Raw genomic sequence first — 22,355 nt, 5'->3', positions numbered from 1 at the left:
GGACCGTAGCCAATGGAGATCGCACATTCAATACTGGATCCAATATCCGGTCTGCCGCTACGCTGCGGCTCGCCGAGTTGTCCTCGCCGAGTCGTCACGCCGCCAGGAGGCCGTCCGTGAAGTCGCCGCACCAGTCGCCCGTCCACCCGCTCGATCTGCTCGCGATCGACGGACTGCTCACCGACGAGGAGCGGGAGATCCGCAGCACCGTCCGGGCCCTCGCCGACCGCGAGCTGCGCCCGCGGATCGCCGAGTGGTTCGAGTCCGGCGCGATCCCCGCCCGCGAGCTCGCCCGCACCCTCGGCGGCCTCGGCGTCCTCGGCATGCACCTGGAGGGCTACGGCTGCGCGGGCACCAACTCCGTGGCGTACGGCCTGGCCTGCATGGAGCTGGAGGCCGTCGACTCCGGACTGCGTTCCCTGGTCTCCGTGCAGGGCTCGCTCGCCATGTACGCGATCTGGAAGTACGGCTCCGAGGAGCAGAAGCAGCGCTGGCTGCCCGGCATGGCGGCCGGCGAGTACATCGGCTGCTTCGGCCTGACCGAGCCCGACGCCGGCTCCGACCCCGGCGCGATGCGCACCCACGCCAAGCGCGACGGGTCCGACTGGGTGCTCAACGGCACCAAGATGTGGATCACCAACGGCTCGGTGGCCGACGTCGCCGTGGTCTGGGCCCGCACCGAGGACGGCGTCCGCGGTTTCGCCGTGCCCACCGACACCCCCGGCTTCAGCGCCCCCGAGATCAAGCGCAAGCTGTCCCTGCGCGCCAGCGTCACGAGCGAACTGGTCATGGAGGACGTGCGGCTGCCCGCCGACGCCATGCTGCCGGGGGCGCGCGGGCTGTCCGGCCCGCTCGGCTGCCTCAACGAGGCCCGCTTCGGCATCGTCTTCGGCGCGCTCGGCGCCGCCCGCGACTGCCTGGAGGCGGCGGTCTCCTACGCGGGCGACCGCACCGTCTTCGCCCGCCCGCTCTCCTCGTACCAGCTCACCCAGCAGAAGCTCGCCGACATGGCCGTGGAGCTCGGCAAGGGCATGCTGCTCGCCGTCCACCTCGGGCGGCTCAAGGACGCCGGGCAGCTGGTGCCCGAGCAGATCAGCGTCGGCAAGCTCAACAACGTGCGCGAGGCGATCGCCATCGCCCGCGAGTGCCGCACCATCCTCGGCGCCAACGGCATCACCCTGGAATACCCGGTGCTGCGGCACGCCAACAACCTGGAGTCGGTGCTCACCTACGAGGGCACCAGCGAGGTGCACGCGCTGGTCATCGGCAAGGCGCTGACCGGCGAGCAGGCCTTCCGCTGAGCGCACGGCGGCCCCGGGGGAGCGCCGGACGGGCGCTTCCCGGGGCCGGCGGGGCGACCGGTCGGCAGTCGTCGTCGCCGTCTTCGTCAGCCGGCCGTGATCCGGCCGAGGAAGGCGTTCAGGTTGCCCATCATGCGGGCCACCTGCTCGTCGAGGCTCAGCGACTCCTCGTGCCGCTGCCCGCGCAGCTTCGGCTGGAGCTTGCCCCGCACGTACAGCGGGCAGGCCAGGTCGGCGCAGATGTAGGTGCCCACCGTGTTGCCCTCCCGGCCCCGCGGGCCGGCCAGCGGCGCGGCCAGCAGCGTCACCCCGGAGGAGGCGTGCGAGGTCAGGCAGATCTGGCACATGCTGGACTTCATCGCGCTGGTGCGGCCGACCGCCGGCACCCGCAGCGTGACGCCGACCGGACCCCCGTCCCCCGGCACCACGAGGTGGGCGCGCAGCGGCGCGCCCGGGTCGACCCAGCCCAGGAAGTCCAGGTCGGGCCAGGGCAGCTCGGCGAAGTCGAGCGGCAGCTTCATCCGGGCCGCGTCACCCTTCGTGCAGTTCACGAAGGACGCGCGGATCTCTTTCTCGGTCAGTGGTTCCACTCGCTCGACCGTACACACGGTCATTGCCCCGGGCATCCGATTATCGGTGCGCGAGTCACCGGTGCGCCCGCACGCCTCAGGCCACCCAGTCCGGCAGCGCCGGGTCCGCGAACGGGGCCGGCGCTCCCGCCAGGGCCGCCGCGAGCCGCTCCGCCGCCGGCTCGTAGACCTCGGCCGGCAGCGCGTACGGGATGCGCAGCCGGTGCTCGTGGGTGCCCGGGTCCACCCCGAACCGCGCCCCGCCCTCCACCCGCACCCCGTGCCGCAGGGCCCGCCCGGCCAGCTGCGAGGCCATCGGCCGCCCCAGGTCGATCCACAGGCACAGACCGCCCGGCGGCAGCGTCCAGTGCCACTCCGGCAGGTGCCGGGCGAGCGCCGCCACCAGCGCCTCCCGGCGCCGCCGCAGCTCCGCCGCCCGCCCCGGGAGCAGCGGGTCGATCCGGTCCGTCAGTGCGACCGCCACCAGCTGGTCCGTCACCGAGCCCGCCAGGTCGTGGGTGATCCGCACCCGCGCCAGCTCCGTCACCACCCGCGCCGAGGCCCGCGCCCAGCCGACCCGCAGCCCGCCCCAGCAGCTCTTGCTCAGCGAGCCCACCGTGATGATCTGCTCCCCGGCCCCCGGGCCCGCCGAGGCCGCGAACGGGCGCGGCGCCGGCACGTCGAGCGCGATGTCGGACAGCGTCTCGTCCACCACCAGCCAGGTGCCGGTGGCCCGGGCCGCCCGCGCCACCTCCCGCCGCTGCTCGTCCGGCATCAGCCGCCCGGTCGGGTTGTGGAAGTCCGGGATCAGATAGGCGAGCCGGGGCGCGGTCTGCCGCAGCGCCGCGTCGATCAGCCCGCTGTCCCAGCCCGACTCGGTGACCGGCACCGGGGTGATCCGCATCCGCCGCCCGCGCAGCGCGTCCAGGGCGTTGGGGTACGAGGGGCTCTCGGCGAGCGCCCGGTCGCCCGGCCCGCCGAGCAGGGCGAAGGCCAGCGCCAGCGCCTGCTGCGCGCCGGTGGTGACGAGGATCTGCTCGGGCCGGGTGGGAAGCCCGCGCGCGGTGTAGCGGTCGGCGATCGCCGACCGGAGTTCCGGCAGCCCGTACGGGTGGTAGCCCTGGCTCGCCGCGTAGCGCGGCAGCTCGGCGGCGGCCCGCGCCAGCGCGTCCGAGAGGACGTCGGCGGGCGCCTCGGGCGCGGCGAGCGCGAGGTCGATCACCGTGCCCGCGTCGCCGTGCGGCGCCACGGGGCCGACCGGCGGCTGCCCCTCGGGCAGCGCGGTCCAGGTGCCCGCGCCCTGCCGGCTGTGCGCGTAGCCGCTCTCCCGCAGCAGGTCGTAGGCGCCGGTGACGGTGGTCCGGGACACCCCGAGGGCCACCGCGAGTTCGCGCTCGGCGGGCAGCCGCAGCCGCAGCGCCACCCGCCCGTCGAGCAGTGCCTGCCGCACGGCCCGGGCCAGCTCGCGGTAGCCGAACCGCCCGTCGGCGGGCGGGGTGAGCAGGGCGGCCAGCTGCCGCCCGCTCAGGGTGCGGTCCGACCCGGCGCCCACCCTGCCCACGGTGCGGACCACTCGGCCATCGACCATGCCAATCACTCCCCATTGGCCGTCCTCTTCGGGCCAATAAGGCTACAGACTCCCCTCAGTGGCCTGATGGCCCGTGCGGGAAGGAGCGTGACGCATGTCCGGAGAGTTCACCGATCGCGACGAGCGGACCTGGCAGCGGCGGACCGAGGAGCGGATCGCCGAGCCCTGGACCCCGGGCCGGGACCTGGGCCGCCGGCTCCTGCGGACCCTGCGGAGCCGGTGGACCCCGCCGAGCCCGTGGACCCGGCGCGGCCGCGGACGGGCCGCTCAGATCAGCGGCCCGCGGCCGGGCGCGCCCGGCGCCGGAGGCGAGGAGGACGTGCCCGGGGCGAGGTCGGCCGGGGTGCTCGCCGACGCGCTCGTGGAGGTGCCGTCCGTGGTGCCGTCCGTCGTGGCCCCGTCCGTGGCCGGCCCGGACGAGGTCAGGTCCGTGGCCGGGGTCGACTCCGGCGGCGTCGAGTCCGGGGGCGTCGTCGGGGTGGACGGGCTCGACGGGCTGGACGTGGACGGCGTCGGCGAGGTCGGGGTGAGCGTCGACGGGCACGGTGAGGGCGTGACGCCGCCACTGGGCGCCGGCGTCTGAGTGCCGGTCACCGTCACGCACGGCACCGGGGAGGAGGGCGAGGCGGACGGAGAGGTCGAGGGGGACTTCGACGGGGTCGGCGTCGGCTGCGGCGGGGGCGTGGTGTGGTGGTCGTGCTTGCCCGTGTCGCCCGAACGGCGGGCGATCCACTTGTCGGTGTCCGGGTCGTAGATCACGAAGACGTTGATCACGGTCACCGAGGGCCGCACGTACACGACGTTGCTCGTGCGGTAGCCGGGCCAGGCCTGGCCGACCGGCTTCGGCGACTTCTGCGCCACCGGCGGGGTCAGCGGATTGCCGCACGCGCAGCGCACCCGCGGCACCCCGTGGTCGTCCACCAGGACCGCGGTGCCCGCCTGGAGCACCGACTGGAAGGGGGCGGCCCTGCCGTCGGTGAAGCCGTGGTTGGTCACCCGGGTGTCCACCCGCAGCTGAACGGACGTCAGGGAGCGGAGGAAACCGGGGACCTGGTTCGCGGGCACGCCGACCACCGAGGCGAAGGCCGCGTTCTTGGCGGGCTCGTCGGCGAGGAAGCGGATCTGCTGCTCGACGTCGCAGGCCGCCGTGCGGTGGGTGCCCCCGTACAGGCCCGGCGTCGAACCCTGCACGCTGCGCGTGGCGTTGGCGTCCCCGCCGCTCGGGCTCGGCAGCGCGGGCGGCGAGACGGTGGCGTTGTCGGCGCGGGCCGTGGAGCGGGTGAAGGGGTCGGGGCCGCTCGCCGAGGTGTTCTGCAGGAACACCTCGCCGCCGCCCGAACCGCCGCCCTGGTTCGACTTGTCGCCGCCGTCCCGCTGGGTGAGCACGACGATCAGCGCCACGGCCGCCACCACGACGGCCGTCAGCGAGGCCACCTTGGGGATGGAGCGGTACCACGGACCGCCCCCGCCCCCGCCGTGGGGCGCGCCCCCGCCCGTACCGCCGGATCCCCCTCTGCCGCCGGAACCGCCGCCGCCGTCACCCCCGCCGCCCGTGCCGCCGTGCGAGGCGTCGTGCGAGCCGTGGGCGGGCGGCGGAGGCGGGGGAGGGGTCTGGCCCGGGCGCGTCGAAGGACCCGAGAGGGGCCCCGAGGGCGGGCCGGTGGGAGGGACCGAGGGCCGGTCGGACGGCGGGTGGGAAGTCACGTTTTTCCCTTTCTTCCGTTCCGCGCCCATTGTGTGCGCCGAACCGGGTCCGCCCGCAAGCGGACGGACCCCTCCGGTATTAGCGTGGGCAGCGTGAGCACCCCGCTCCCCACTCCGCCCCGCCCGGCCGCGCCCCCCGACGCCACCGGGCGGGCGGCCCGCGGCGTCCTGTGGGCCCTCGCCGCCGTCGTCGCCGGCGTCCTCGCGATGGGCGTCACCGCCGCCCTCGGACTGTGGGCCGCCGGCGCGGCCGACCTCCCCGGCGGCGCCTCCGCGTTCGTCGCCGTCCTCGCCGCCGTCGTCGTCATGGCCACCGGTGGGCAGATCTCGCTCTCCGGCGACGCCGGCGCCCTCGCCGGCACCCGGGCCGAACTCACCGCCATGCCGCTCTCCGTCACCCTGGTGGGCGCCCTCGTCACCGGCGCCGTGTTCCTGCGCCCGCTGCGCCACCACGCCGTCGCCCCCGCCCGCGCGCTGCTCGCCCTCGCCGTCCCCACCGTGCTGCTCTGGCTGGCCGCGCTCGGCGGACTGTCCGCCCTCGCCCGGCACGACTTCCCGATCAGCCTCGGCGACGGCACCACCGAGGACACCGGAGACCTCGGCGAGCTCTTCAAGGACCTCCTCGACGCCGCCGACCCGAAGGTCGGCTTCACCACCGACGTCGGCCCCACCCTCTGCTACGGCCTGCTGTGGATCCTCGGCGTCCTCGTCGTCGCCCTCCTGGTCTCCCGCGGCGCCCCGCTGCCCGCCCGGTACGTGCGCCGCCACCAGGCCGTCCGGCCCGCCGCCTCCGCCGTCCTGCTCCTGCTGCTCGCGTACGTGGCCGTCGCCCTCGTCATCGGCCTGGTCGTCGCCGCCACCAAGGGCCACGCCGCCGAGACCCTCGCCGTCATCCTGCTCGGCCTGCCCAACGTCGCCTGGCTCGCCCTCGGCGTCGGCGTCGGCGGGTCCTGGGAGGGCCGCGCCGAGGGGCCCTTCGGCCTGCCCATGCCGCGGATCCTCGACTCCGTACTGCGCGGCGGCGACGGCGGCAAGGACCTCTCCACCGTCGACCTCGGCACCCTCGCCTCCTACGACGGACGCGCCTGGTGGCTCCTGCCCGCCGCCGCCGTCCTGATCCTCGGCGCCGCCCTCGTCATGGCCGTCCGCTCCCCGGCCCACGTCACGCCCTGGCGGCACGGCCTCCACTTCGGCGTCGCGCTCGGCCTCGGCTTCCTGGCCGTCCTCCCGCTCACCCTCGTCGAGGCCCGCTTCGGCCTCTCCGTCCTCGGCATCGGCGACCTCACGGCCCTCGGCGCCGAGGTCGTCCTGCGCCCCCACATCTGGGCCACGGTCGCCCTCGCCGCCCTCTGGGGCGCCGTCACCGGCACGCTCGCCGGCTTCCTCACCACCCGCGTCCGCCGCCGCGGCGAGGTGCCGGCGGACACGGCCCGCGCGGAGGAGACCGCCTGACTCAGGGCCTGTCCGGCGGATCCGGGTCGAACAGACCCCGGCCCCCCAGCGTCCGGAACACCGGCCGCGCCCACGCCGGCGGCTCCGGCGGCGGGCTCACCGGCTGCTCCTCGCCGCCGCCGCGGTACGGGCGGCGGGTGCGCTCCCCGTGCTCCAGGGCCGCGCGCAGTTCCGTGACGAACTCCAGACAGGTGCCGTAGCGTTCCTCCGGGGTCTTCGCGAGGGCGCGGGCGAAGATCTCGTCGGCGGCCTCCGGGAGGCCCTCGCGCTCCTCCGAGAGCGGCGGCGGAGGGTCGTACTGGTGCGCCCAGAGCAGGGCCATGTCGTCGTCGCGGCGGAAGGGCGGCACGCCGGTCAGCGTCTCGAAGACCACACAGCCCAGGCTGTAGACGTCGCAGCGCCCGTCGACCGGCTTGCCCGAGATCTGCTCCGGGGCCACGTAGTCCAGCGTGCCCACGAACTGCCCGACCGTCGTGAACCCGGTCAGCGACAGGGACTTCTTCGTCAGACCGAAGTCGGTCAGATAGACGTGCTCCGGATGGTCCCGGTCCGTGCCCTCCGCCACCAGGACGTTGCCCGGCTTCACGTCCCGGTGCACCAGGTCGTGCGCGTGCGCCGCGTCCAGGGCGGAGGCCACCTGCGCCGCGATCCGGCCCGCCGCCACCGGCTCCAGCGGGCCCTCCCGGTCCAGCAGGGCCCGCAGGTCCTGGCCGGGGACGTAGCGCATCGCGATGTACAGCACGCCCTCCGTCTCGCCCGCCTCGAACACCGGCACGATGTGCGGGTGGTCGATCGCCGCGGCGACCCGCGACTCGTGCGCGAAGCGCTTGCGGAAAGTGTCGTTGCGGGCCAGCTCCGGGGCCAGCAGCTTCAGCGCCACCGTGCGCTCCAGGCGCACGTCGAAGGCCCGGTAGACCACCGCCATCCCGCCGCGGCCGATCTCCTCCTCCACCAGATAGCCCGCGACCCGCCGGCCGAGCAGCCCCGAGTCCCGGCCGGCCGCCGGCAGCCCGGGACTCGTCACGGGACGCGCCCGGGTGCCGGGCGCGGTGTCGTGCGGCTCCCGCGCCATCAGCCCTCACCCGGCCCGTCCGCCGCGGCCGGCGGCGGCGTGACCACGCGCGTGGCCTCGGGGGCCGCCCCGGGTCCCTCCGGCGGGTCCCGGCGCAGGGACGGCACCACCTGGGTCGGCTCGTGCCCGGCGACCGGCCCCGCGGCGCCCGGTGCGGCCGCGGCCGCCGCCGACGGCGCCGACGAGGCGGCGTACGTGCTCAGCCCCGTGCCGTCGCAGAACACCCAGCGCTCGTGCTCCGCGTCGTACAGCCAGAGCGACTCGCCGTCCACGACCATCCCCACCCGCAGCCCCCGCGTCCGGGTCCGGAAGGTCTCCCCGTCCGCCCGGCCCGCCGCCAGCTCCTCCGCCGCCCGCCGGTAGCGCCCCAGGGCGTCCTCGGCCCGGGCCATCAGCGGCCGGGGATCGGCGGTACGGGCCGGAGGGCGGCCCGCCGCCGGGGGATCGCCCGGGACGGCGACCAGCAGCCGCGCGTCCACCCACGCCGACCAGCCGTTGGAGCACAGCACCTGCCCCCAGTCGCCGACCCGCGCCGTCAGCCGCACCGGCAGGAAGGCGTCCAGGGACTGCGTCGGCACCGCCGGGTCCGGCGCCTCCCAGGCCGGCAGCCCGTCGCCCGGCACCACGTGCGTGGGCCGGAAGTCCGGCACGCCCTCCCAGCCGTCCGGGGCGGCCGCCGACCCGCCGCCGTACTCCGGCATCCCGTCCACAGCCACCACGGATCCCTACCTCCGCTCGCTACCGGCGCATCACGACCGGCTCGTGCCGGCGCAGCAGCCGGGACACCACGACACCGAGGACGACGCACAGCACCACCAGCATGCCCATGTCGAACAGCCAGGCGCCCGCGGTGTGGTCCATCAGCGGATCCGCCGTCTTCTCGCCCGGCACCGTCCGCCCGATGTCGATCGTCGCGCCCATCGCCGCGAACGCCCACCGCGAGGGCACCAGCCACGCCAGCTGCTCCAGGACCGGCGTGCCGCGCACGTTCAGGAGCGCGCCGCAGAACACCACCTGGACGATGGCGAGGAGGACGAGCAGCGGCATCGTCACCTCCTCCTTGCGCACCAGGGCGGAGACGAACAGGCCGAGCATCATCGCCGTGAACGCGAGCAGCGCCACGGCCAGCGTGATCTCGACCAGCGGCGGCATCAGCACCCCGTCGCCGCCCGGCACGTTCAGCGGTACCCCGATCAGCGCCACCAGGGTCAGCACCACCGCCTGCACGACGGTGATCGTGCCCAGGACGACCACCTTGGACATCAGGTACGCGGAGCGCGACAGGCCGACGGCTCTCTCCCGGCGGTAGATGGTGCGCTCCTTCACCAGCTCGCGCACCGCGTTCGCCGCGCCCGTCAGGACGCCGCCGACACACAGGATGAGCAGCACGTTCAGCGTCGACTCGGGGTTGAGGCTGCCCTCGGACAGGGCCCGCGCCATCGCGCCCATGACGAAGGGCAGCGCCACCATGATGGCCAGGAAGGTGCGGTCGGCGGAGAGCGCCGCCGCGTACCGCCGGACGAGGGTACGGAGCTGGGCGCCCCAGCTCTGCGCCTTCGGCGGCGGCTCCGGGGCCGCCTCCGGCCCCCGGTGCGCCCCGCCGGCGGCGGCCCCCGGCGCGGGCGGCCGGACCGAGGGGTCCTCGATGTACTGCCGGTGGAAGCGGGAGGCCCGGAAGCGGCCCGCCCAGTCGCGCTCGCGGTCGTTCTCGAAGGCCTCGAAGGCCTCGGGCCACTCCGCGAAGCCGAAGAAGTCCAGGGTCTCGGCGGGCGGGCCGTAGTAGGCGACCCGGCCGCCCGGGGCGAGCACCAGGAGCCGGTCGCACACGTCCAGGCTGAGCACGCTGTGGGTGACGACCACGACCGTGCGCCCGTCGTCCGCGAGCCCGCGCAGCATGTGCATCACCGAGCGGTCCATGCCCGGGTCGAGCCCGGAGGTCGGCTCGTCCAGGAACAGCAGGGAGGGCTTGGTGAGCAGTTCGAGCGCCACGCTCACCCGCTTGCGCTGGCCGCCGGACAGGCTGTGGATCGGCTGCCCGGCCCGCTCCTCCAGGCCCAGTTCGCGGATCACCTCGTCGACCCGGGCGCGCCGCTCGGCGGGCGCGGTGTCCTCGGGGAAGCGCAGTTCGGCGGCGTAGCCGAGGGCGCGGCGGACGGTCAGCTGGAGGTGCAGGATGTCGTCCTGCGGGACGAGGCCGATGCGCTGGCGCAGCTCCGCGTAGTCCCGGTAGAGGTCGCGGCCGTCGTAGAGCACCGTGCCCCGGTCGGCGGGCCGCTGGCCGGTCAGCGCGCCCAGCAGGGTGGACTTGCCCGCCCCGGACGGGCCGACCACGGCGAGCAGGCACTTCTGCCCCACCGGGAACGACACGCCGTCGAGCAGGGTCTTGCGCCCGTGGTCCACGGTCACCGCGAGCTGCTGCACGTCGAGCGAGACCTCGCCGGTGTCGGTGAACTCGACCAGGTTCCCGCCGATCAGACAGAAGGCGCAGTGCCCGATGCCGACGATGTCCTCGGCGGTCACCCGGGCCTCGGTCACCGGACGCCCGTTGAGGAAGGTGCCGTTGTGACTGCCGAGGTCCCGGATCCAGTACGTGCCGTCCGGCGCCGCCCGCAGCTCGGCGTGCCGCCGGGACACCGTCAGGTCGTCCACCACCAGGTCGCTGTCCGGGGCCCGGCCGATCCGGAGGCTGCGGGCGGGCAGCGGACGCACGGCCGTCGGCTGCCGGAAGGTGCCGGTGAGTGCGGGGTACGAGACGGAGGACGGGTGCGGCGGAGACGCGGCGGCGCCCGGGGCCGCGGCCCGGTGCGCGTCGGCCGGTACGGGCGGGGGCGGGGGCTCCGCCACCGGCGGGGGTGCCGGGGCCGGGGCGGCCTTCGGGGGCTCGGGGGACGGCGGGCTCGCCTCCGGGACCGGCGGGGGTGCCGGGGCCGGCTCCGGGGCCGCGGGCGCGGCCGGGAGCAGCCGGGCGCGCGGGCCGTCGGCGGGGTGCCCGAAGCGGATGACCGTGCCCGGGCCGACGGCGCTCAGCGCCACCCGGCGGTCGTCGGCGAAGGTGCCGTTGGTACTGCCCTCGTCCTCGAGCGTCCAGTGATCGCCCACCGCCCTCAGCACCGCGTGGTGCCAGGACGTCCGGGCGTCGGCGAGGACGACGTCACTGGTGGGGTCGCGCCCGATGCGATAGACGCGGCCCGGATTCATCACGGTCGCGTCCCCGTCGATCTCGAGGACCAGTTCGGGGGCGGCGGGCGCGACGGGCCGCTGTCCCATGCGTGCATCTTAACGTCGGGGGCCGCCGCCTGCCGGGCGAGCGGACGGCCCCCGGCCGCCCGGGGCCCGGTGGACCGGTCCACCGGGAGACCGGGGCCGGGGGAGGGACCGGGCGGCGCGGGTATCGTGGGCGGCCGACCCGCGAAGGAGGAGCCACCCGTGCCGAGAGGTGTCACCCGGCGCCGGCCGCACACCCGCGCCGCCCTGTTGCGCGCGGCCCTGGAGACCTTCGCCGAGCACGGCTTCCACGCGGCCTCCATCGAGCAGATCTGCGAGCGCGCCGGCTTCACCCGAGGCGCCTACTACTCGAACTTCGCCGGCAAGGACGAGCTCTTCCTCGCCCTCTTCGACGAGCACGGCGAACGGATCGTGCGCCGCCTCGCCGAACGGATCGACGCCCTCGCGCCCGAGGACTACACCCTGGAGCGGCTCGCCGCACTCGCCTCGCGGGTCGAGCCCGACGAGCGCGACTGGTACCTGGTGAGCACCGAGTTCACCCTGCACGCCATCCGCGACCGGCAGGCGGCCCGGGCGCTGGCCGCGCACGACGCCCGGCTGCGCGCCGAGATCGCCCGCGGCATCGAGCTCGTCGTCCGCCGCTCGGGCCGCGAACTCACCGTGGACACCGACCGGTTCGCCCGGCTCGTGGTCGCCCTGCGCGAGGGCGGCCTGGCCCAGAGCTACGTCGAGCCGGACGCCCTGCCGCCCGGCACCCTCGAACGGGAATTCCTGGCCCCGCTGCTCGCCTCCGTCACCCGCCGGACGCCCGGCGCCGCGCACGACGGGGCCTGAGGACCGCCCGGCCACCCGGGGCCCCCGCCCCGAGGGCTCAGTCGAAGAGGTCCGGGTCCGAGGCCGTGATCTGGTCCCACAGCGGCCGGGCCTGGAACCAGCCGGCGATCGAGGTCCCCACCTGCCCCCGGGTGAGCAGAGCCGTCTCCCGGTCGATCAGCTGCGGCGTGCCCGCCGCCATCGCCAGCAGCTGCGCCTGGCAGGAGCGCTCCATGGTCACGAACCACCACACCGCCTCGGCGACCGAGCGCCCCACGGTGAGCAGCCCGTGGTTCTTGAGGATCACCGCCTTGTACGCGCCGAGCGCCTTCGCCACCCGCGCGCCCTCGTCCAGCTCGTTGACCACGCCCCGGTAGTCCTCGTAGATCCCGTGGTCCTCGAAGAAGGCGCAGGCGTCCTGGGTGATCGGGGCCAGCGGGACGCCCAGGCTGGAGAAGGCCTTGCCGTGCAGCGAGTGGGAGTGCGCGGCGGCGATCGCGTCCGGGCGGGCCGCGTGCACCTGGGAGTGGATGACGAACGCGGCCCGGTTCACCGGCCGCCGCCCGTCGATGACCCGGCCCTCGTGGTCGACCCGGATCAGGTCCGAGGCCTTGATCTGGCCGAAGCTCATGCCGAAGGGGTTGACCCAGAAGGTGTCCGGGTCCTCCGGGTCGCGCACCGTGATGTGCCCGGCGACCCCCTCGGAGAAGCCGAACCGGCCGAAGATCCGGAAACCGGCGGCCAGTTGCTCCTTGCGGTAGCGGCGCTCCTCCTCGACCGAGTCGAAGGAGGGCGGCAGCGGCAGGGTCACGCCCTCCGGCAGGGGGCCGACGGCGGCGGCGAGGGCGGGCGGCAGGGAGCTCATGCGGATCCTCCGGAGGGGACGGCGGCGGGTGCCGGATGCCGGGCTGGGGCGCGAGAAGATACGGCGGTGCGTCCGTCGCGGCAATGACCCTTCCGCTCACCGCCCGCTCGGGCACCCCCCCCGGCTGGGGCACGCGCTGCCCCTTCGGGGACCTCGCCGCCCCCTCCGGGAACTCACCCCTCGGGACACCGGACCCGCCCCGGGTGAATCCTTTTCGGGTCCGCCCGTCTCTTGTCCACAGCACCGGCCGCCCGGGCCGGGCCGAAGGACGGAGACAAGCGGATGATGATCGCGGGCATCGTGGTGATCGGCGTACTGCTCATGGGGGCGTGCGCGTGGCACCTGACCCGGCGCAGGAAGCACGGGAGCCGGTGAGGGCGGCCCGGAGCACGAGGGGGAAGAGATGAACCGAGCGGCCTACCGCTGGCCCGACGAGCGCCTGATCAGGGCGGCCCAGGACGGGGACGTCGGCTCGCTGACCACGGTCGTCCGGCAGTCGCAGCCGCACGTGCGGAACTTCGCCCGCACCCTGTGCGCCTCGCCGCAGGACGCCGAGGACGCGGCCCAGGAGGCGCTGATCGTCCTCTACCGGAAGATCGGCACCCTGCGGGCCACCGGCGCCCTTGCCTCCTGGATGTTCCGGATCGTCCGGAACGAGTGCCTCCGGCAGGTGCGGCAGCTGGCCGGGCGCGGTGAACTGCCCGAACCCGGCCCGGAGACGGACGCCGAGCCGTCCGCCGAGGAGGCGGCGCTCCAGGGCCTGGAGGTGGAGCGGATCGCGGCCGCGATCGGCGCGCTGCCCGAGGACCAGCGCCGGGTCCTCATCCTGCGCGACCTCCAGGGCCTGCCCGGCCGGACCGTCGCCCGGGCCCTCGGCCTGAGCACCCCGGCGATGAAGTCCCGGCTGCACCGGGCCCGTACGACGCTGCGGGCCTCCCTGGCCCCGCCCCGTGAAGCGGCCCGTGAAGGAGGACGACGACCGTGACCACTCCCACGCAGACGAAGCCGGCGAACCCGATGAACCCGATGACCCCGACGAGGCCGGCGGAACGGAGCTACGCGAGCAGCTCCGTCCCCCGCCACCTGGCCCGCGGCGCCCTCGGGCTCGCCCTGATCGCCGTACCGATCGCCCTGGTCCCCACGCTGGGCCCGCTCGTCCTCCTGGCGGCCCCGCTGAGCCTGGTCGCCTTCCGCGGCTGCCCCACCTGCTGGATGGTCGGCCTGGTGCAGACGCTCTCCCGGGACCGGCTGCGGCGCGCGTGCGTGGACGGCGTCTGCACCCTGACCCGGGCGGATCCGGCCGAACGCGAGGCCGCCTAGACGGCCTGCTCCGGACCTTGCCGGGCTCGCGGCTTCCCCAGAGCCTCGCCTGGGTGGGGGCGCCCCCCGGCGGAGCCTGGGGGAGTGCCCCCGGCACCGCGCCTCGCCACGTTGTCGTCGGTCGCCGATGGCCCCCTGGGCTTCGCCTGGGAGGTGCCCCCGGCGAAGCCCAGGGGAAGTGCCCCCACCGCATCGCTTCCGCCCCCTCGGCCCGGCGGCCGGGGAGGTGCCCCCACCTCCGCCTTGCGATCCTTCCCCTGGGCCCTGGCGGGCCTGGGGAAGCCCTAACTCTGGGCCCTGGCGGGTCCGGGGGCCCCGACCTTGGGTCCTGGCGGGTCCGGGGAGGTTCCAACCCTGGGTCCTGGCGGGTCCGGGGGCCCCGACCTTGGGCCCTGGCGGGTCTGGGGGCCCCGGCCCTCGGCCCCGACGGGCCCGGGGAGGCCCCACCCCTCGGCCCCGACGGGCCTGGCGGGACCCCGTGCACCGAACCCCGCTCTCCCCCGTGGCCCTTCGGGCCCGGGAGGTGCCCCCGGATCGGGCCCGATCCGAAAGAAGCGACTCAGACGGTCTCCTCCGCCCGCGCCGCCAAGGCCGCCGCCGGCCGCGGTGCCCCGAAGCGGGCCAGGAGGTGCCAGACGCGCTTGACCGCCTGGCGGTCGTGGCGGCCCGACTCGGCGGCCGACTGGACGATGCGGGCGTCCAGGAGGCCGTCCTCGGCGAGGGCGGCGCCCAGTTCGACGAACTCGGGGCCGCGGTAGTCGGGGTGGCGTCGCAGCTCCTCGACGGTGAGGCGGAAGCCGCCGTGCCACTCCAGCGGGCAGGGCAGCGCGCGGGCCGCGGCCTCGACCTCGGTGCCCCGGAAGGACGGGTCGAGGACCAGCGCCTCGACGTCCCGAGCGAGCTCGACCGGGCCGTGGACCTGGGCCTCGACGTAGTCGTCGAGCGCGTCCTGGTCGTCGGCGAGGGCGAGCGCGATCAGGGCGGCCGTGCGCTCGGCCACGCCGAAGTCGGTCGGTTCCAGGACGCTGTCCGGATAGCAGAAGGTGGTGCGGGCCAGGGTGGCGGGCCGCAGGCGCAGATGGGCCGACCCGAAGCGCGGCGCCGCGCCGTACGGGCGCCGCCGGTGGTCGAGCGCGCCGTACACCGGGCGCTCGTGTGCCGGGGCGTCGTCGTACGCGCCGCCGAAGATCCGGCTCTCCCAGCGCCACCGGTCGCCGCCCGGATGCGCGGTGAGCCCGCCGTTGCTGGTCCCGGTGACGAACTGCGAGCGGTACACGCCGTCCTCGGCCAGCCGGTCGAGGAAGGTGGGGTGGAAGTTGAGCGTCACGCGCGGCGGGGGCGCGACGGCGGGGCCGGTGGTCAGGGCGGACACATGGGCGAGGGCGCGGCGCGGCCGGGGCAGGAGATCCATCGCCGCAGTCTGCCGGGGAACCCGGCCTTGCGTCGCGCGCTTTTCGCCGACTACGGTCCCCCCGCGCGGCAAGCGCTTTCCAGGCCGGTGCCGCGCGGCCGCGCCGTCCGGACCCGGCCGGACCGGGCCGGCCGCACCACTCCCGCCCGCCGTCGTACCGCCACTCGCCCCAGGGGAGGGCCCACGTGCCCCGCAGCACCGTCACGGACGTCCTCGTCTACACCCGCACCGCGGGCTACCGCCACGACTCGATCCCGGCCGGCGCCGCCGCGCTCGCCGAACTCGCCACCGCCGCCGGCCTCGACCCCGAGACCACCGAGGACCCCGCCGCCTTCACCCCCGGCCGGCTCGCCCGCTGCGCCGCCGTCGTGCTGCTCTCCACCACCGGCACCGTCCTCACCGACCGGGGCCGGGCCGCCTTCGAGGCGTACGTACGCGGCGGGGGCGGCCTCCTCCTCGTGCACGCCGCCGCCAACGCCGAGCCCGACTGGCCGTTCTTCGGCGAACTCCTCGGCACCCGCTTCGCCGGCCACCCGCCGCTCCAGCCCGGCACCGTCCTGGTCGAGGACCCCGACCACCCGGCGACCGCCCCGCTGCCGGCCCGCTGGCACCGTACCGACGAGTGGTACGAGTACAGCGGCCACCCGCGCGCGGCCGGCGTCCACGTCCTCGCCGGCGCCGACGAGAGCAGCTACGAGGGCGGCACCCTCGGCGCCGACCATCCGCTGGTGTGGTGCCGCGAGGCGACGCCCGAGCACGGCCGGATCCTCTTCACCGCGCTCGGCCACGCCACCGAGGCCTACGCGGACCCGGTCTTCCGGGCCCACCTCGACGGCGCCCTGCGCTGGGTGGCGCGCCGCTGACCAGCGGCGGGAGCGGCGCGGGCGCCCCGGTCCGGGGCCGCGGGACGGGGGTCCGGTCCGGGCGGGCCGTCACCCCGCCGTCCCGCCCCGATTTGCGGGCCGCGCCCGGTCGCGCAAGCGTGACGGGTGGGGAGGATTGCGCGCGGGGGCTCCAGCTCAGGAGGAGACGACATGGCCATCGCCACCGTGAACCCGGCGACCGGCGAGACGCTGCGGACCTACGAGGCCCACGGGCCCGACGAGGTCGAGCGCCGCATCGACGCCGCCCACGAGGCGTACCGCCAGTACCGCACCACCCCCTTCGCCGAGCGCGCCCGGCTGATGCGGGCCGCCGCGTCCCTCCTCGACGAGGACGCCGAGGACATCGCCCGCACCATGACCACCGAGATGGGCAAGCCGATCGTCGCGGCCCGCGCCGAGGCCGCCAAGTGCGCCAAGGCCATGCGCTGGTACGCCGATCACGCCGAGGCGCTGCTCGCCGACGAGCACCCCGACGAGCACGACGTCCGCGACTCCGGCGCCGACCGCGCCCGGGTGCACTACCGGCCGCTCGGCCCCGTGCTCGCCGTCATGCCGTGGAACTTCCCGCTCTGGCAGGTCGTCCGCTTCGCCGCGCCCGCGCTGATGGCCGGCAACACCGGGCTGCTCAAGCACGCCTCCAACGTGCCGCAGACCGCGCTCTACCTCGGCAACCTGTTCCGCCGGGCCGGCTTCCCCGACGGCTGCTTCCAGACCCTCCTGATCGGCTCCGGGGCAGTCGAGGGCATCCTGCGCGACCCCCGGATCGCCGCCGCGACCCTCACCGGCAGCGAGCCCGCCGGCCGCTCCGTGGCCGCCATCGCCGGCGACGAGGTGAAGAAGACCGTCCTGGAGCTCGGCGGCAGCGACCCGTACATCGTCATGCCCTCCGCCGACCTGCCCCGGGCCGTGAAGACCGCCGTCACCGCGCGCGTGCAGAACAACGGGCAGTCCTGCATCGCCGCCAAGCGGTTCATCGTCCACGAGGCCGTCTACGACGACTTCGCCGAGCGCTTCACCGCCGCCATGAACGCCCTCACCGTCGGCGACCCCCTCGACGACGACACCGACGTCGGCCCGCTCGCCACCGAACAGGGCCGCGCCGACCTCGAAGCGCTCGTCGACGACGCCGTCGACAAGGGAGCCACCGTGCTGTGCGGCGGCGGCCGTCCGCCCGAGCTGCCCCGCGGCTGGTTCTACCGTCCCACCGTCCTCACCGGCATCACGCCCGAGATGCGCGTCCACCGCGAGGAGACCTTCGGCCCGGTCGCCACCCTCTACCCGGTCGGCGACATCGAGGAGGCCGTCACGGTGGCCAACGACTCGCCCTTCGGCCTGAGTTCGAACGTCTGGACCCGCCGCGACGAGGACGTCGACTTCTTCGTGCGCGACCTGGAGGCGGGCGGCGTCTTCGTGAACGGCATGACCGCCTCCCACCCGGCGCTCCCCTTCGGCGGCGTCAAGCGCTCGGGTTACGGCCGGGAGCTCTCCGGCCACGGCATCCGCGAGTTCTGCAACGTCACCACGGTCTGGCAGCGCGCCTGACCCTCCTCGCCGCCACCGGCACGGACTGAGCCGGACCCGGCCCCCGACCCCCCCGGCGCCGCAGCCTCCCCGTCTCACTCCCGGGTCCAGGCCAACAGCGTCTCCGCGTCCCAGGTGTTGATCACCCGCTCGGCCGGCACCCCGCATTCCTCCGCCCGTGCGCAGCCGAAGATCTGCCACTCCAGCTGGCCCGGCGCGTGGGCGTCCGTGTCGATGGCGAAGTGGACGCCCGCCGCCACCGCCCGGCGCAGCAGGCGGCGGGGCGGGTCCTGGCGTTCGGGGCGGCTGTTGATCTCGACGGCCGTGCCGGACTCCGCGCAGGCGGCGAAGACGCGGTCCGCGTCGAACTCCGACTCGGGACGCAGCCGGCCGCCGCTGACCAGTCGGCCGGTGCAGTGGCCGAGGACGTCCATCAGGGGGTTGCGGACCGCCTTCTCCATCCGGCGGGTCATCGACCGCGCGTCCATCCGGAGCTTGGAGTGGACCGAGCCGACCACCAGGTCGAGCCGGTCGAGGAGTTCGGGCTCCTGGTCGAGCGAGCCGTCCTCCAGGATGTCGCACTCGATGCCGGTGAGCAGCCGGAAGGGCGCCCACCGCTCGTTCAGCCGGGCCACCACGTCGAGTTGCTCGCGCAGCCGGTCCGGGGAGAGGCCGCGGGCGACCTTGAGGCTGGGGGAGTGGTCCGTCAGGACCGTCCACGCGTGGCCGATGGCCGCCGCCGTCCGGCCCATGTCCTCGATGGTGCTGCCGCCGTCCGACCAGTCCGAGTGGACGTGGCAGTCGCCGCGCAGGGCCGCCCGCAGCGCCTCGCCGCCCCGCGCCTCGCCGCCCCGCGCCTCGGGCACCGGGATCTCCCGCTCCAGGCGCTCCAGGTACTCCGGCACCCGGCCGGCCAGCGCCTCGCGCACCACGGCGGCCGTCTTCGGCCCGATGCCCTTCACGGACTCCAGGGTCCCGGCGGCGGCGCGCTCCGCGGTCGCCTCCGGGCCGAGCGCGGTGACCGCGGCGGACGCGGTGCGGAAGGCCCGTACCCGATAACTCGGGGCCTGCGAGCGTTCGAGGAGGAACGCGATCCGTTCCAGCGCCGCCACCGGGTCCATCGCCGCACCGCCCTCCAGGCTCCCGGGCCCGCTAGCGCAGGCCCGGGGCTCCGTTCGCCGTACCGTTCCCCCGGCCGTCGCCGTTCGCCGCGCCGGCGCCGATCTCGCACCACACCGCCTTGCCCTCGCCGCGCGGCTCCACGCCCCACCGCGAGGCGATCGCGTCCATCAGGAGCAGCCCGCGTCCCGAGGTCGCCGCCTCGCCCGGCGTGCGGCGGCGCGGCCAGGCGCTGGACCGGTCCTGCACCGACAGGCGCACCCGCCGCACCGGCTCCGGCAGCACCTCCAGGGTCAGCACCGCGCCGCCCTCCGTGTGCAGCAGCACGTTCACGAGCAGCTCGCCCGTCAACAGCTCGGCGTCGTCGGCTAGTTCCGGCATGCCCCAGTCGACCAGGGCCTGCCCCACCGCCGCCCGCGCGTCCGACAGGCCCTGCGGGTCGGCCTGGTGGATGTACTGGTGGATGCGCGGCGCCTTCGGCGTGCCCGGGTCGGGGCTGCGCCGCAGCACGAGCAGCGCCACGTCGTCGCCCGAACCCCAGCGCTCCCACAGGCGTTCCGACAGGTGGTCGGCCAGCGCCTCCGCCTGCGGGGGGCCGCTGCCCACCGCCTCGGCGAGCGCCGCGAGGCCCGCCTCGATGTCCGTGCCCGGCTGCTCGACCAGTCCGTCCGTGCACAGCACCAGCGTCTCGCCCGGCACCAGGTCCAGCCGGGTCTCCGGGAACTCCTCGTCGCCGAAGACCGTCGCCAGGCCCAGCGGCAGCCCGCCGCGCAGCTTGGGCCGCCCCACCCGCCCGTCGGTGTGCCGGATCAGCGGACCCAGGTGCCCGGCCCGCACCCCGCGCACGGTGCCGCCGGCCAGGTCCACCTGTGCGTAGGTGCAGGTCGCGAAGCGGTTGGTGTCCAGCTCCGCGAGGAAGCGGGAGGCCCGGGCCAGCACCGTCGACGGGGAGTGGCCCTCGCCCGCGTACGCCCGCAGCGCGATCCGCAGCTGTCCCATGATCGCGGCGGCGTGCGTGTCGTGCCCCTGCACGTCGCCCACCACCACCCCGACCCGCCCGCGCGGCAGCGGGATCACGTCGTACCAGTCGCCGCCGACCTGCCGGCCGCTCCAGGCCGCGTGGTAGCGGACCGCGATCTCTCCGCCGGTGATCTCCGGGATCCGCCGCGGCAGCATCGTGGCCTGCAGCCCGGTCGCCAGCTCGCGTTCCTCGTCGAAGAGGATCGCCCGCTGCAGCGACTGCGCCACGATCGCCGCGAGCCCGAGCAGCAGATTGCGCTCGTCGGCGTGGAAGGTGCTGCGCCGCCGGTAGAACAGCGCCATCCCGCCCAGCGACCGGGCCTGCGCCACGAGCGGCAGATAGCAGGCCGAGCGGAACGGCAGCCGGCTCACGTACGGCGCCAGCTCCGGGAAGTCCTGCGCCAGGCTCGGGAACGAGGGCACGAAGCGCGGCCGGCCGCTCAGCACCGTCTCCGCGAGCGGCAGCCCCCGGTCGAGCCGGCGGCTGCGGAAGTCCTCGAAGACCTCCAGGGACTCCCCGGTCAGCGCGATCAGATTGAGCGCGTCGTGCTCCACCAGACCCAGCGCCAAGCCCTCCGCGCCGAGCCGCGCGAGGCCGCCAGGACCGGTCAGCGCCGCCGTCACGTCGTCCACGGTCACCGCCCGCGACAGCGCGTGCGTCGTGCGCTCCACGATCGTCGTCTGCGCCTCGCGGCGCCGCTCCAGGTCGAGCACGAAGGCCGAGTGCGTGACCTCGGCCGTCGCGTCCCGCACGATCCCCACGATCCGGTGCGCCATCCCCCCGGCCCGGCGCAGGATCCGTGCCTGCACATGCGTCCATTGGGGTGTACCGTCCGCCCGCTCCAGGCGGACGTGCGCCGTGTACGAGGAGCTGCCGCCGGTGATCGCGTCCCGGATCACCTGCTCCAGACGGGTCCGCTCCCCGGCCTCCAGGTCGCGCACCAGCGTCGCCGGCCGCCCGTCGAACGCGTCCGGCTCCACGCCGAAGACCAGCAGCCCCGCGTCGTCGACATCGATGGTTCCGGTGTCGAGATCCCAGTCGAAACTGCCGGTGCGGTTCATCGCGAGCCGCTCGGTCGGCCCGATCTCGCCGCCGCGCGGACTCCGCTCCTCATCGGTCATCCCACCCATTGTCGAACCGGCACCCCACCCACGCCATGGCGCGGACGCCGCCACGCGGGCCGATTCGGCAGAATGGGCCGGTGCAGTCGCCCCACGAGCCCGCCCCGTCCCCCCAGGTCCCCTACCGCGTCCTCGGACCCGCCCGGGCCCTCCGCGCCGACGGCACCGAGGCCGGACTCAGCGGCGCCCGACTCCGGGCCCTGTTCACCGCGCTCGCCGCGGCCGGCGGCCGCACCGTCGCCCCCGACGCCCTGATCGACCAGGTGTGGGCCGACGAGGGCGACGAGGACCGGATCCCGGCCCTCGTCGCCCTGGTCGGACGGCTGCGCCGGGCCCTCGGCCGGGACGCCGTCGCCTCCGCCCCCGGCGGCTACCGGCTGGCCGCCGCCCCCGACGACATCGACCTCTTCCGCTTCGAACGGCTCGCCGACCAGGCCGTACGGGAACTGGACGCCGCCCGCCCCGAGCCCGCCGCGCGGCTGCTCGACCTCGCCCTCGGACTCTGGCACGGACCCGCCCTCGCCGACCTGCCCGGACACGCCACCGACCCGCTCGCCGTACGGGCCGAGGCGCGCCGCGACCGCGCCCGGCGCGACCGGCTCGCGGCCGATGTCGCCCTCGGGCGCGCCCGGGACGCGCTCGGCCCGCTTTCCGCGCTCACCGCCGAGCACCCCCTCGACGAGCCCCTGCACGCCCTCCACCTGCGCGCCCTGCGCGCCGCCGGCCGCCCGGCCGAGGCGCTCGCCGCCTACGAGACGGTCCGCCGCGCCCTCGCCGACCGGCTCGGTGCCGAACCCGGCCCGGAACTCGCCTCGCTGTACCGGGAGTTGCTGGAGGGGAGCGAGGAACCGGCCGTGCCCGGGGCGCGCCGCCCGCTGCCCGCCCCGCTGACCTCCTTCCTCGGGCGCGATGAGGAACTACGCGCCCTCGGGGACGAGTTGGCCGCCCACCGGCTCGTCACCCTCACCGGCCCCGGCGGGGTCGGCAAGACCCGGCTGGCCCTGGCCGCCGCCGAGGCCACCGCCGAGCCCCAGGTACGGCTCGCCGAACTCGCCGCCGTCCGCGAGGAGTCCGGCGTCCCCACCGCCGTCCTCACCGCTCTCGAAGCCCGCGAGACCCAGCTCTGGAGCGGCTCGACCCTGCCCGACCCGGCCGGCCGCGACCCGCTCGCCGCCCTCGTCGACCACTGCGCCCGCCGCCGGCTCCTGCTCGTCCTCGACAACTGCGAGCACGTGGTCGGCGCGGCGGCGAAACTGACCGCCGAACTCCTGGCGCGCTGTCCCGGGGTGACGGTGCTGGCGACGAGTCGGGAGCCGTTGGGGGTGCCGGGGGAGGTGGTGCGGCCGGTGGGTCCGTTGCCGGAGGGGCC

At 75.8% G+C, this 22,355-nt stretch carries 18 protein-coding genes; 8 read left to right on the top strand and 10 right to left on the bottom strand.

Going from position 1 to position 22,355, the window contains the following annotated elements; all coding sequences use genetic code 11:
- Positions 1–116 precede the first annotated feature (116 nt).
- A complete protein-coding gene (locus tag ACIGW2_RS13880; RefSeq protein WP_361582269.1) occupies positions 117–1,301 on the top strand; it encodes an acyl-CoA dehydrogenase family protein in 1,185 nt (394 codons plus the stop codon).
- Between the two features lie 86 nt (positions 1,302–1,387).
- On the opposite strand, the gene ACIGW2_RS13875 is transcribed toward ACIGW2_RS13880, so the two are convergent.
- The 3 genes from ACIGW2_RS13875 to ACIGW2_RS13865 form a co-directional block, all read right to left on the bottom strand.
- Positions 1,388–1,891 (bottom strand): FBP domain-containing protein, encoded by a 504-nt coding sequence (locus tag ACIGW2_RS13875; RefSeq protein WP_391655111.1) that lies wholly within the window; start codon positions 1,889–1,891, stop codon positions 1,388–1,390.
- Positions 1,892–1,967: 76 nt separating this feature from the next.
- Positions 1,968–3,458 (bottom strand): PLP-dependent aminotransferase family protein, encoded by a 1,491-nt coding sequence (locus ACIGW2_RS13870; protein WP_399843580.1) that lies wholly within the window; start codon positions 3,456–3,458, stop codon positions 1,968–1,970.
- 267 nt (positions 3,459–3,725) lie between these two features.
- Positions 3,726–5,162: a DUF6777 domain-containing protein gene (locus ACIGW2_RS13865; RefSeq protein WP_399843578.1), complete on the bottom strand. Its 1,437-nt coding sequence runs from the start codon at positions 5,160–5,162 to the stop codon at positions 3,726–3,728.
- 93 nt (positions 5,163–5,255) lie between these two features.
- Here ACIGW2_RS13865 and ACIGW2_RS13860 point away from each other — a divergent pair, with 93 nt between their 5' ends.
- Positions 5,256–6,614, top strand: a complete 1,359-nt coding sequence (locus ACIGW2_RS13860) for a streptophobe family protein (protein WP_391655114.1) — start codon at positions 5,256–5,258, stop codon at positions 6,612–6,614.
- Between the two features lies 1 nt (position 6,615).
- Here the strand turns inward: ACIGW2_RS13860 and ACIGW2_RS13855 are convergent, their stop codons facing one another.
- From ACIGW2_RS13855 to ACIGW2_RS13845, 3 genes are read right to left on the bottom strand one after another with little or no spacing between them, the layout of a single operon-like run.
- Positions 6,616–7,686, bottom strand: a complete 1,071-nt coding sequence (locus tag ACIGW2_RS13855) for a serine/threonine-protein kinase (protein ID WP_391655115.1) — start codon at positions 7,684–7,686, stop codon at positions 6,616–6,618.
- Positions 7,686–8,405, bottom strand: a complete 720-nt coding sequence (locus tag ACIGW2_RS13850) for a hypothetical protein (RefSeq protein WP_399843574.1) — start codon at positions 8,403–8,405, stop codon at positions 7,686–7,688. The genes ACIGW2_RS13855 and ACIGW2_RS13850 overlap by 1 nt, the downstream gene beginning before the upstream one ends.
- Positions 8,406–8,424: 19 nt before the next feature.
- Entirely contained in the window at positions 8,425–10,953 is a 2,529-nt protein-coding gene (locus ACIGW2_RS13845; RefSeq protein ID WP_399843572.1) for an FHA domain-containing protein, read from the bottom strand.
- Between the two features lie 159 nt (positions 10,954–11,112).
- On the opposite strand from ACIGW2_RS13845, the gene ACIGW2_RS13840 reads away from it, so the two are divergent.
- Positions 11,113–11,745 (top strand): TetR/AcrR family transcriptional regulator, encoded by a 633-nt coding sequence (locus tag ACIGW2_RS13840; RefSeq protein ID WP_391656989.1) that lies wholly within the window; start codon positions 11,113–11,115, stop codon positions 11,743–11,745.
- 37 nt (positions 11,746–11,782) lie between these two features.
- On the opposite strand, the gene ACIGW2_RS13835 is transcribed toward ACIGW2_RS13840, so the two are convergent.
- Positions 11,783–12,589, bottom strand: coding sequence for a class II aldolase/adducin family protein (locus ACIGW2_RS13835; protein WP_391656988.1), 807 nt, complete (start codon positions 12,587–12,589; stop codon positions 11,783–11,785).
- A 403-nt stretch (positions 12,590–12,992) separates the two neighbouring features.
- Between ACIGW2_RS13835 and ACIGW2_RS13830 the strand changes: the two genes are divergently transcribed.
- Both ACIGW2_RS13830 and ACIGW2_RS13825 read left to right on the top strand, forming a co-directional pair.
- Positions 12,993–13,574 (top strand): RNA polymerase sigma factor, encoded by a 582-nt coding sequence (locus tag ACIGW2_RS13830; protein ID WP_399843568.1) that lies wholly within the window; start codon positions 12,993–12,995, stop codon positions 13,572–13,574.
- 32 nt (positions 13,575–13,606) lie between these two features.
- The gene (locus tag ACIGW2_RS13825) at positions 13,607–13,909 is read left to right on the top strand and encodes a hypothetical protein (RefSeq protein ID WP_391656991.1); all 303 of its coding nucleotides are present in this window, start codon (positions 13,607–13,609) and stop codon (positions 13,907–13,909) included.
- 559 nt (positions 13,910–14,468) lie between these two features.
- On the opposite strand, the gene ACIGW2_RS13820 is transcribed toward ACIGW2_RS13825, so the two are convergent.
- Complete coding sequence (locus ACIGW2_RS13820; RefSeq protein WP_399843565.1) at positions 14,469–15,320, bottom strand: DUF3626 domain-containing protein; 852 nt, start codon at positions 15,318–15,320, stop codon at positions 14,469–14,471.
- A 185-nt stretch (positions 15,321–15,505) separates the two neighbouring features.
- Here ACIGW2_RS13820 and ACIGW2_RS13815 point away from each other — a divergent pair, with 185 nt between their 5' ends.
- Together ACIGW2_RS13815 and ACIGW2_RS13810 are read left to right on the top strand one after the other, a co-directional pair.
- A complete protein-coding gene (locus ACIGW2_RS13815; RefSeq protein ID WP_391656985.1) occupies positions 15,506–16,183 on the top strand; it encodes a ThuA domain-containing protein in 678 nt (225 codons plus the stop codon).
- A 171-nt stretch (positions 16,184–16,354) separates the two neighbouring features.
- Positions 16,355–17,746, top strand: a complete 1,392-nt coding sequence (locus ACIGW2_RS13810; protein ID WP_391656984.1) for an NADP-dependent succinic semialdehyde dehydrogenase — start codon at positions 16,355–16,357, stop codon at positions 17,744–17,746.
- Between the two features lie 74 nt (positions 17,747–17,820).
- Here ACIGW2_RS13810 and ACIGW2_RS13805 read toward each other — a convergent pair whose 3' ends face one another.
- Positions 17,821–18,846, bottom strand: coding sequence for a PHP domain-containing protein (locus ACIGW2_RS13805; RefSeq protein ID WP_391656983.1), 1,026 nt, complete (start codon positions 18,844–18,846; stop codon positions 17,821–17,823).
- Positions 18,847–18,877: 31 nt separating this feature from the next.
- Complete coding sequence (locus ACIGW2_RS13800) at positions 18,878–20,986, bottom strand: SpoIIE family protein phosphatase (protein ID WP_391656982.1); 2,109 nt, start codon at positions 20,984–20,986, stop codon at positions 18,878–18,880.
- Between the two features lie 80 nt (positions 20,987–21,066).
- Here ACIGW2_RS13800 and ACIGW2_RS13795 point away from each other — a divergent pair.
- A partial coding sequence (locus ACIGW2_RS13795; protein ID WP_399843560.1) for a BTAD domain-containing putative transcriptional regulator occupies positions 21,067–22,355 on the top strand: 1,289 nt, incomplete at its 3' end.

Origin of the sequence: Streptomyces sp. NPDC053541 (assembly GCF_044544705.1) — a bacterium.
GTDB lineage: Bacteria > Actinomycetota > Actinomycetes > Streptomycetales > Streptomycetaceae > Streptomyces.
Note: the sequence above shows the minus strand (reverse complement) of the source record. Positions and strands in the feature narration are given on the sequence as shown.

Bases quoted from the DNA above. Each gene is read 5' to 3' on its own strand.
- ACIGW2_RS13870 (WP_399843580.1), bottom strand. From the start codon at position 3,458: ATGGTCGATGGCCGAGTGGTCCGCACCGTGGGCAGGGTGGGCGCCGGG.
- ACIGW2_RS13855 (WP_391655115.1), bottom strand. From the start codon at position 7,686: ATGGCGCGGGAGCCGCACGACACCGCGCCCGGCACCCGGGCGCGTCCC.
- ACIGW2_RS13845 (WP_399843572.1), bottom strand. From the start codon at position 10,953: ATGGGACAGCGGCCCGTCGCGCCCGCCGCCCCCGAACTGGTCCTCGAG.
- ACIGW2_RS13835 (WP_391656988.1), bottom strand. From the start codon at position 12,589: ATGAGCTCCCTGCCGCCCGCCCTCGCCGCCGCCGTCGGCCCCCTGCCG.
- ACIGW2_RS13830 (WP_399843568.1), top strand. From the start codon at position 12,993: ATGAACCGAGCGGCCTACCGCTGGCCCGACGAGCGCCTGATCAGGGCG.
- ACIGW2_RS13825 (WP_391656991.1), top strand. From the start codon at position 13,607: ATGAACCCGATGACCCCGACGAGGCCGGCGGAACGGAGCTACGCGAGC.
- ACIGW2_RS13820 (WP_399843565.1), bottom strand. From the start codon at position 15,320: ATGGATCTCCTGCCCCGGCCGCGCCGCGCCCTCGCCCATGTGTCCGCC.
- ACIGW2_RS13810 (WP_391656984.1), top strand. From the start codon at position 16,355: ATGGCCATCGCCACCGTGAACCCGGCGACCGGCGAGACGCTGCGGACC.
- ACIGW2_RS13805 (WP_391656983.1), bottom strand. From the start codon at position 18,846: ATGGACCCGGTGGCGGCGCTGGAACGGATCGCGTTCCTCCTCGAACGC.
- ACIGW2_RS13800 (WP_391656982.1), bottom strand. From the start codon at position 20,986: ATGACCGATGAGGAGCGGAGTCCGCGCGGCGGCGAGATCGGGCCGACC.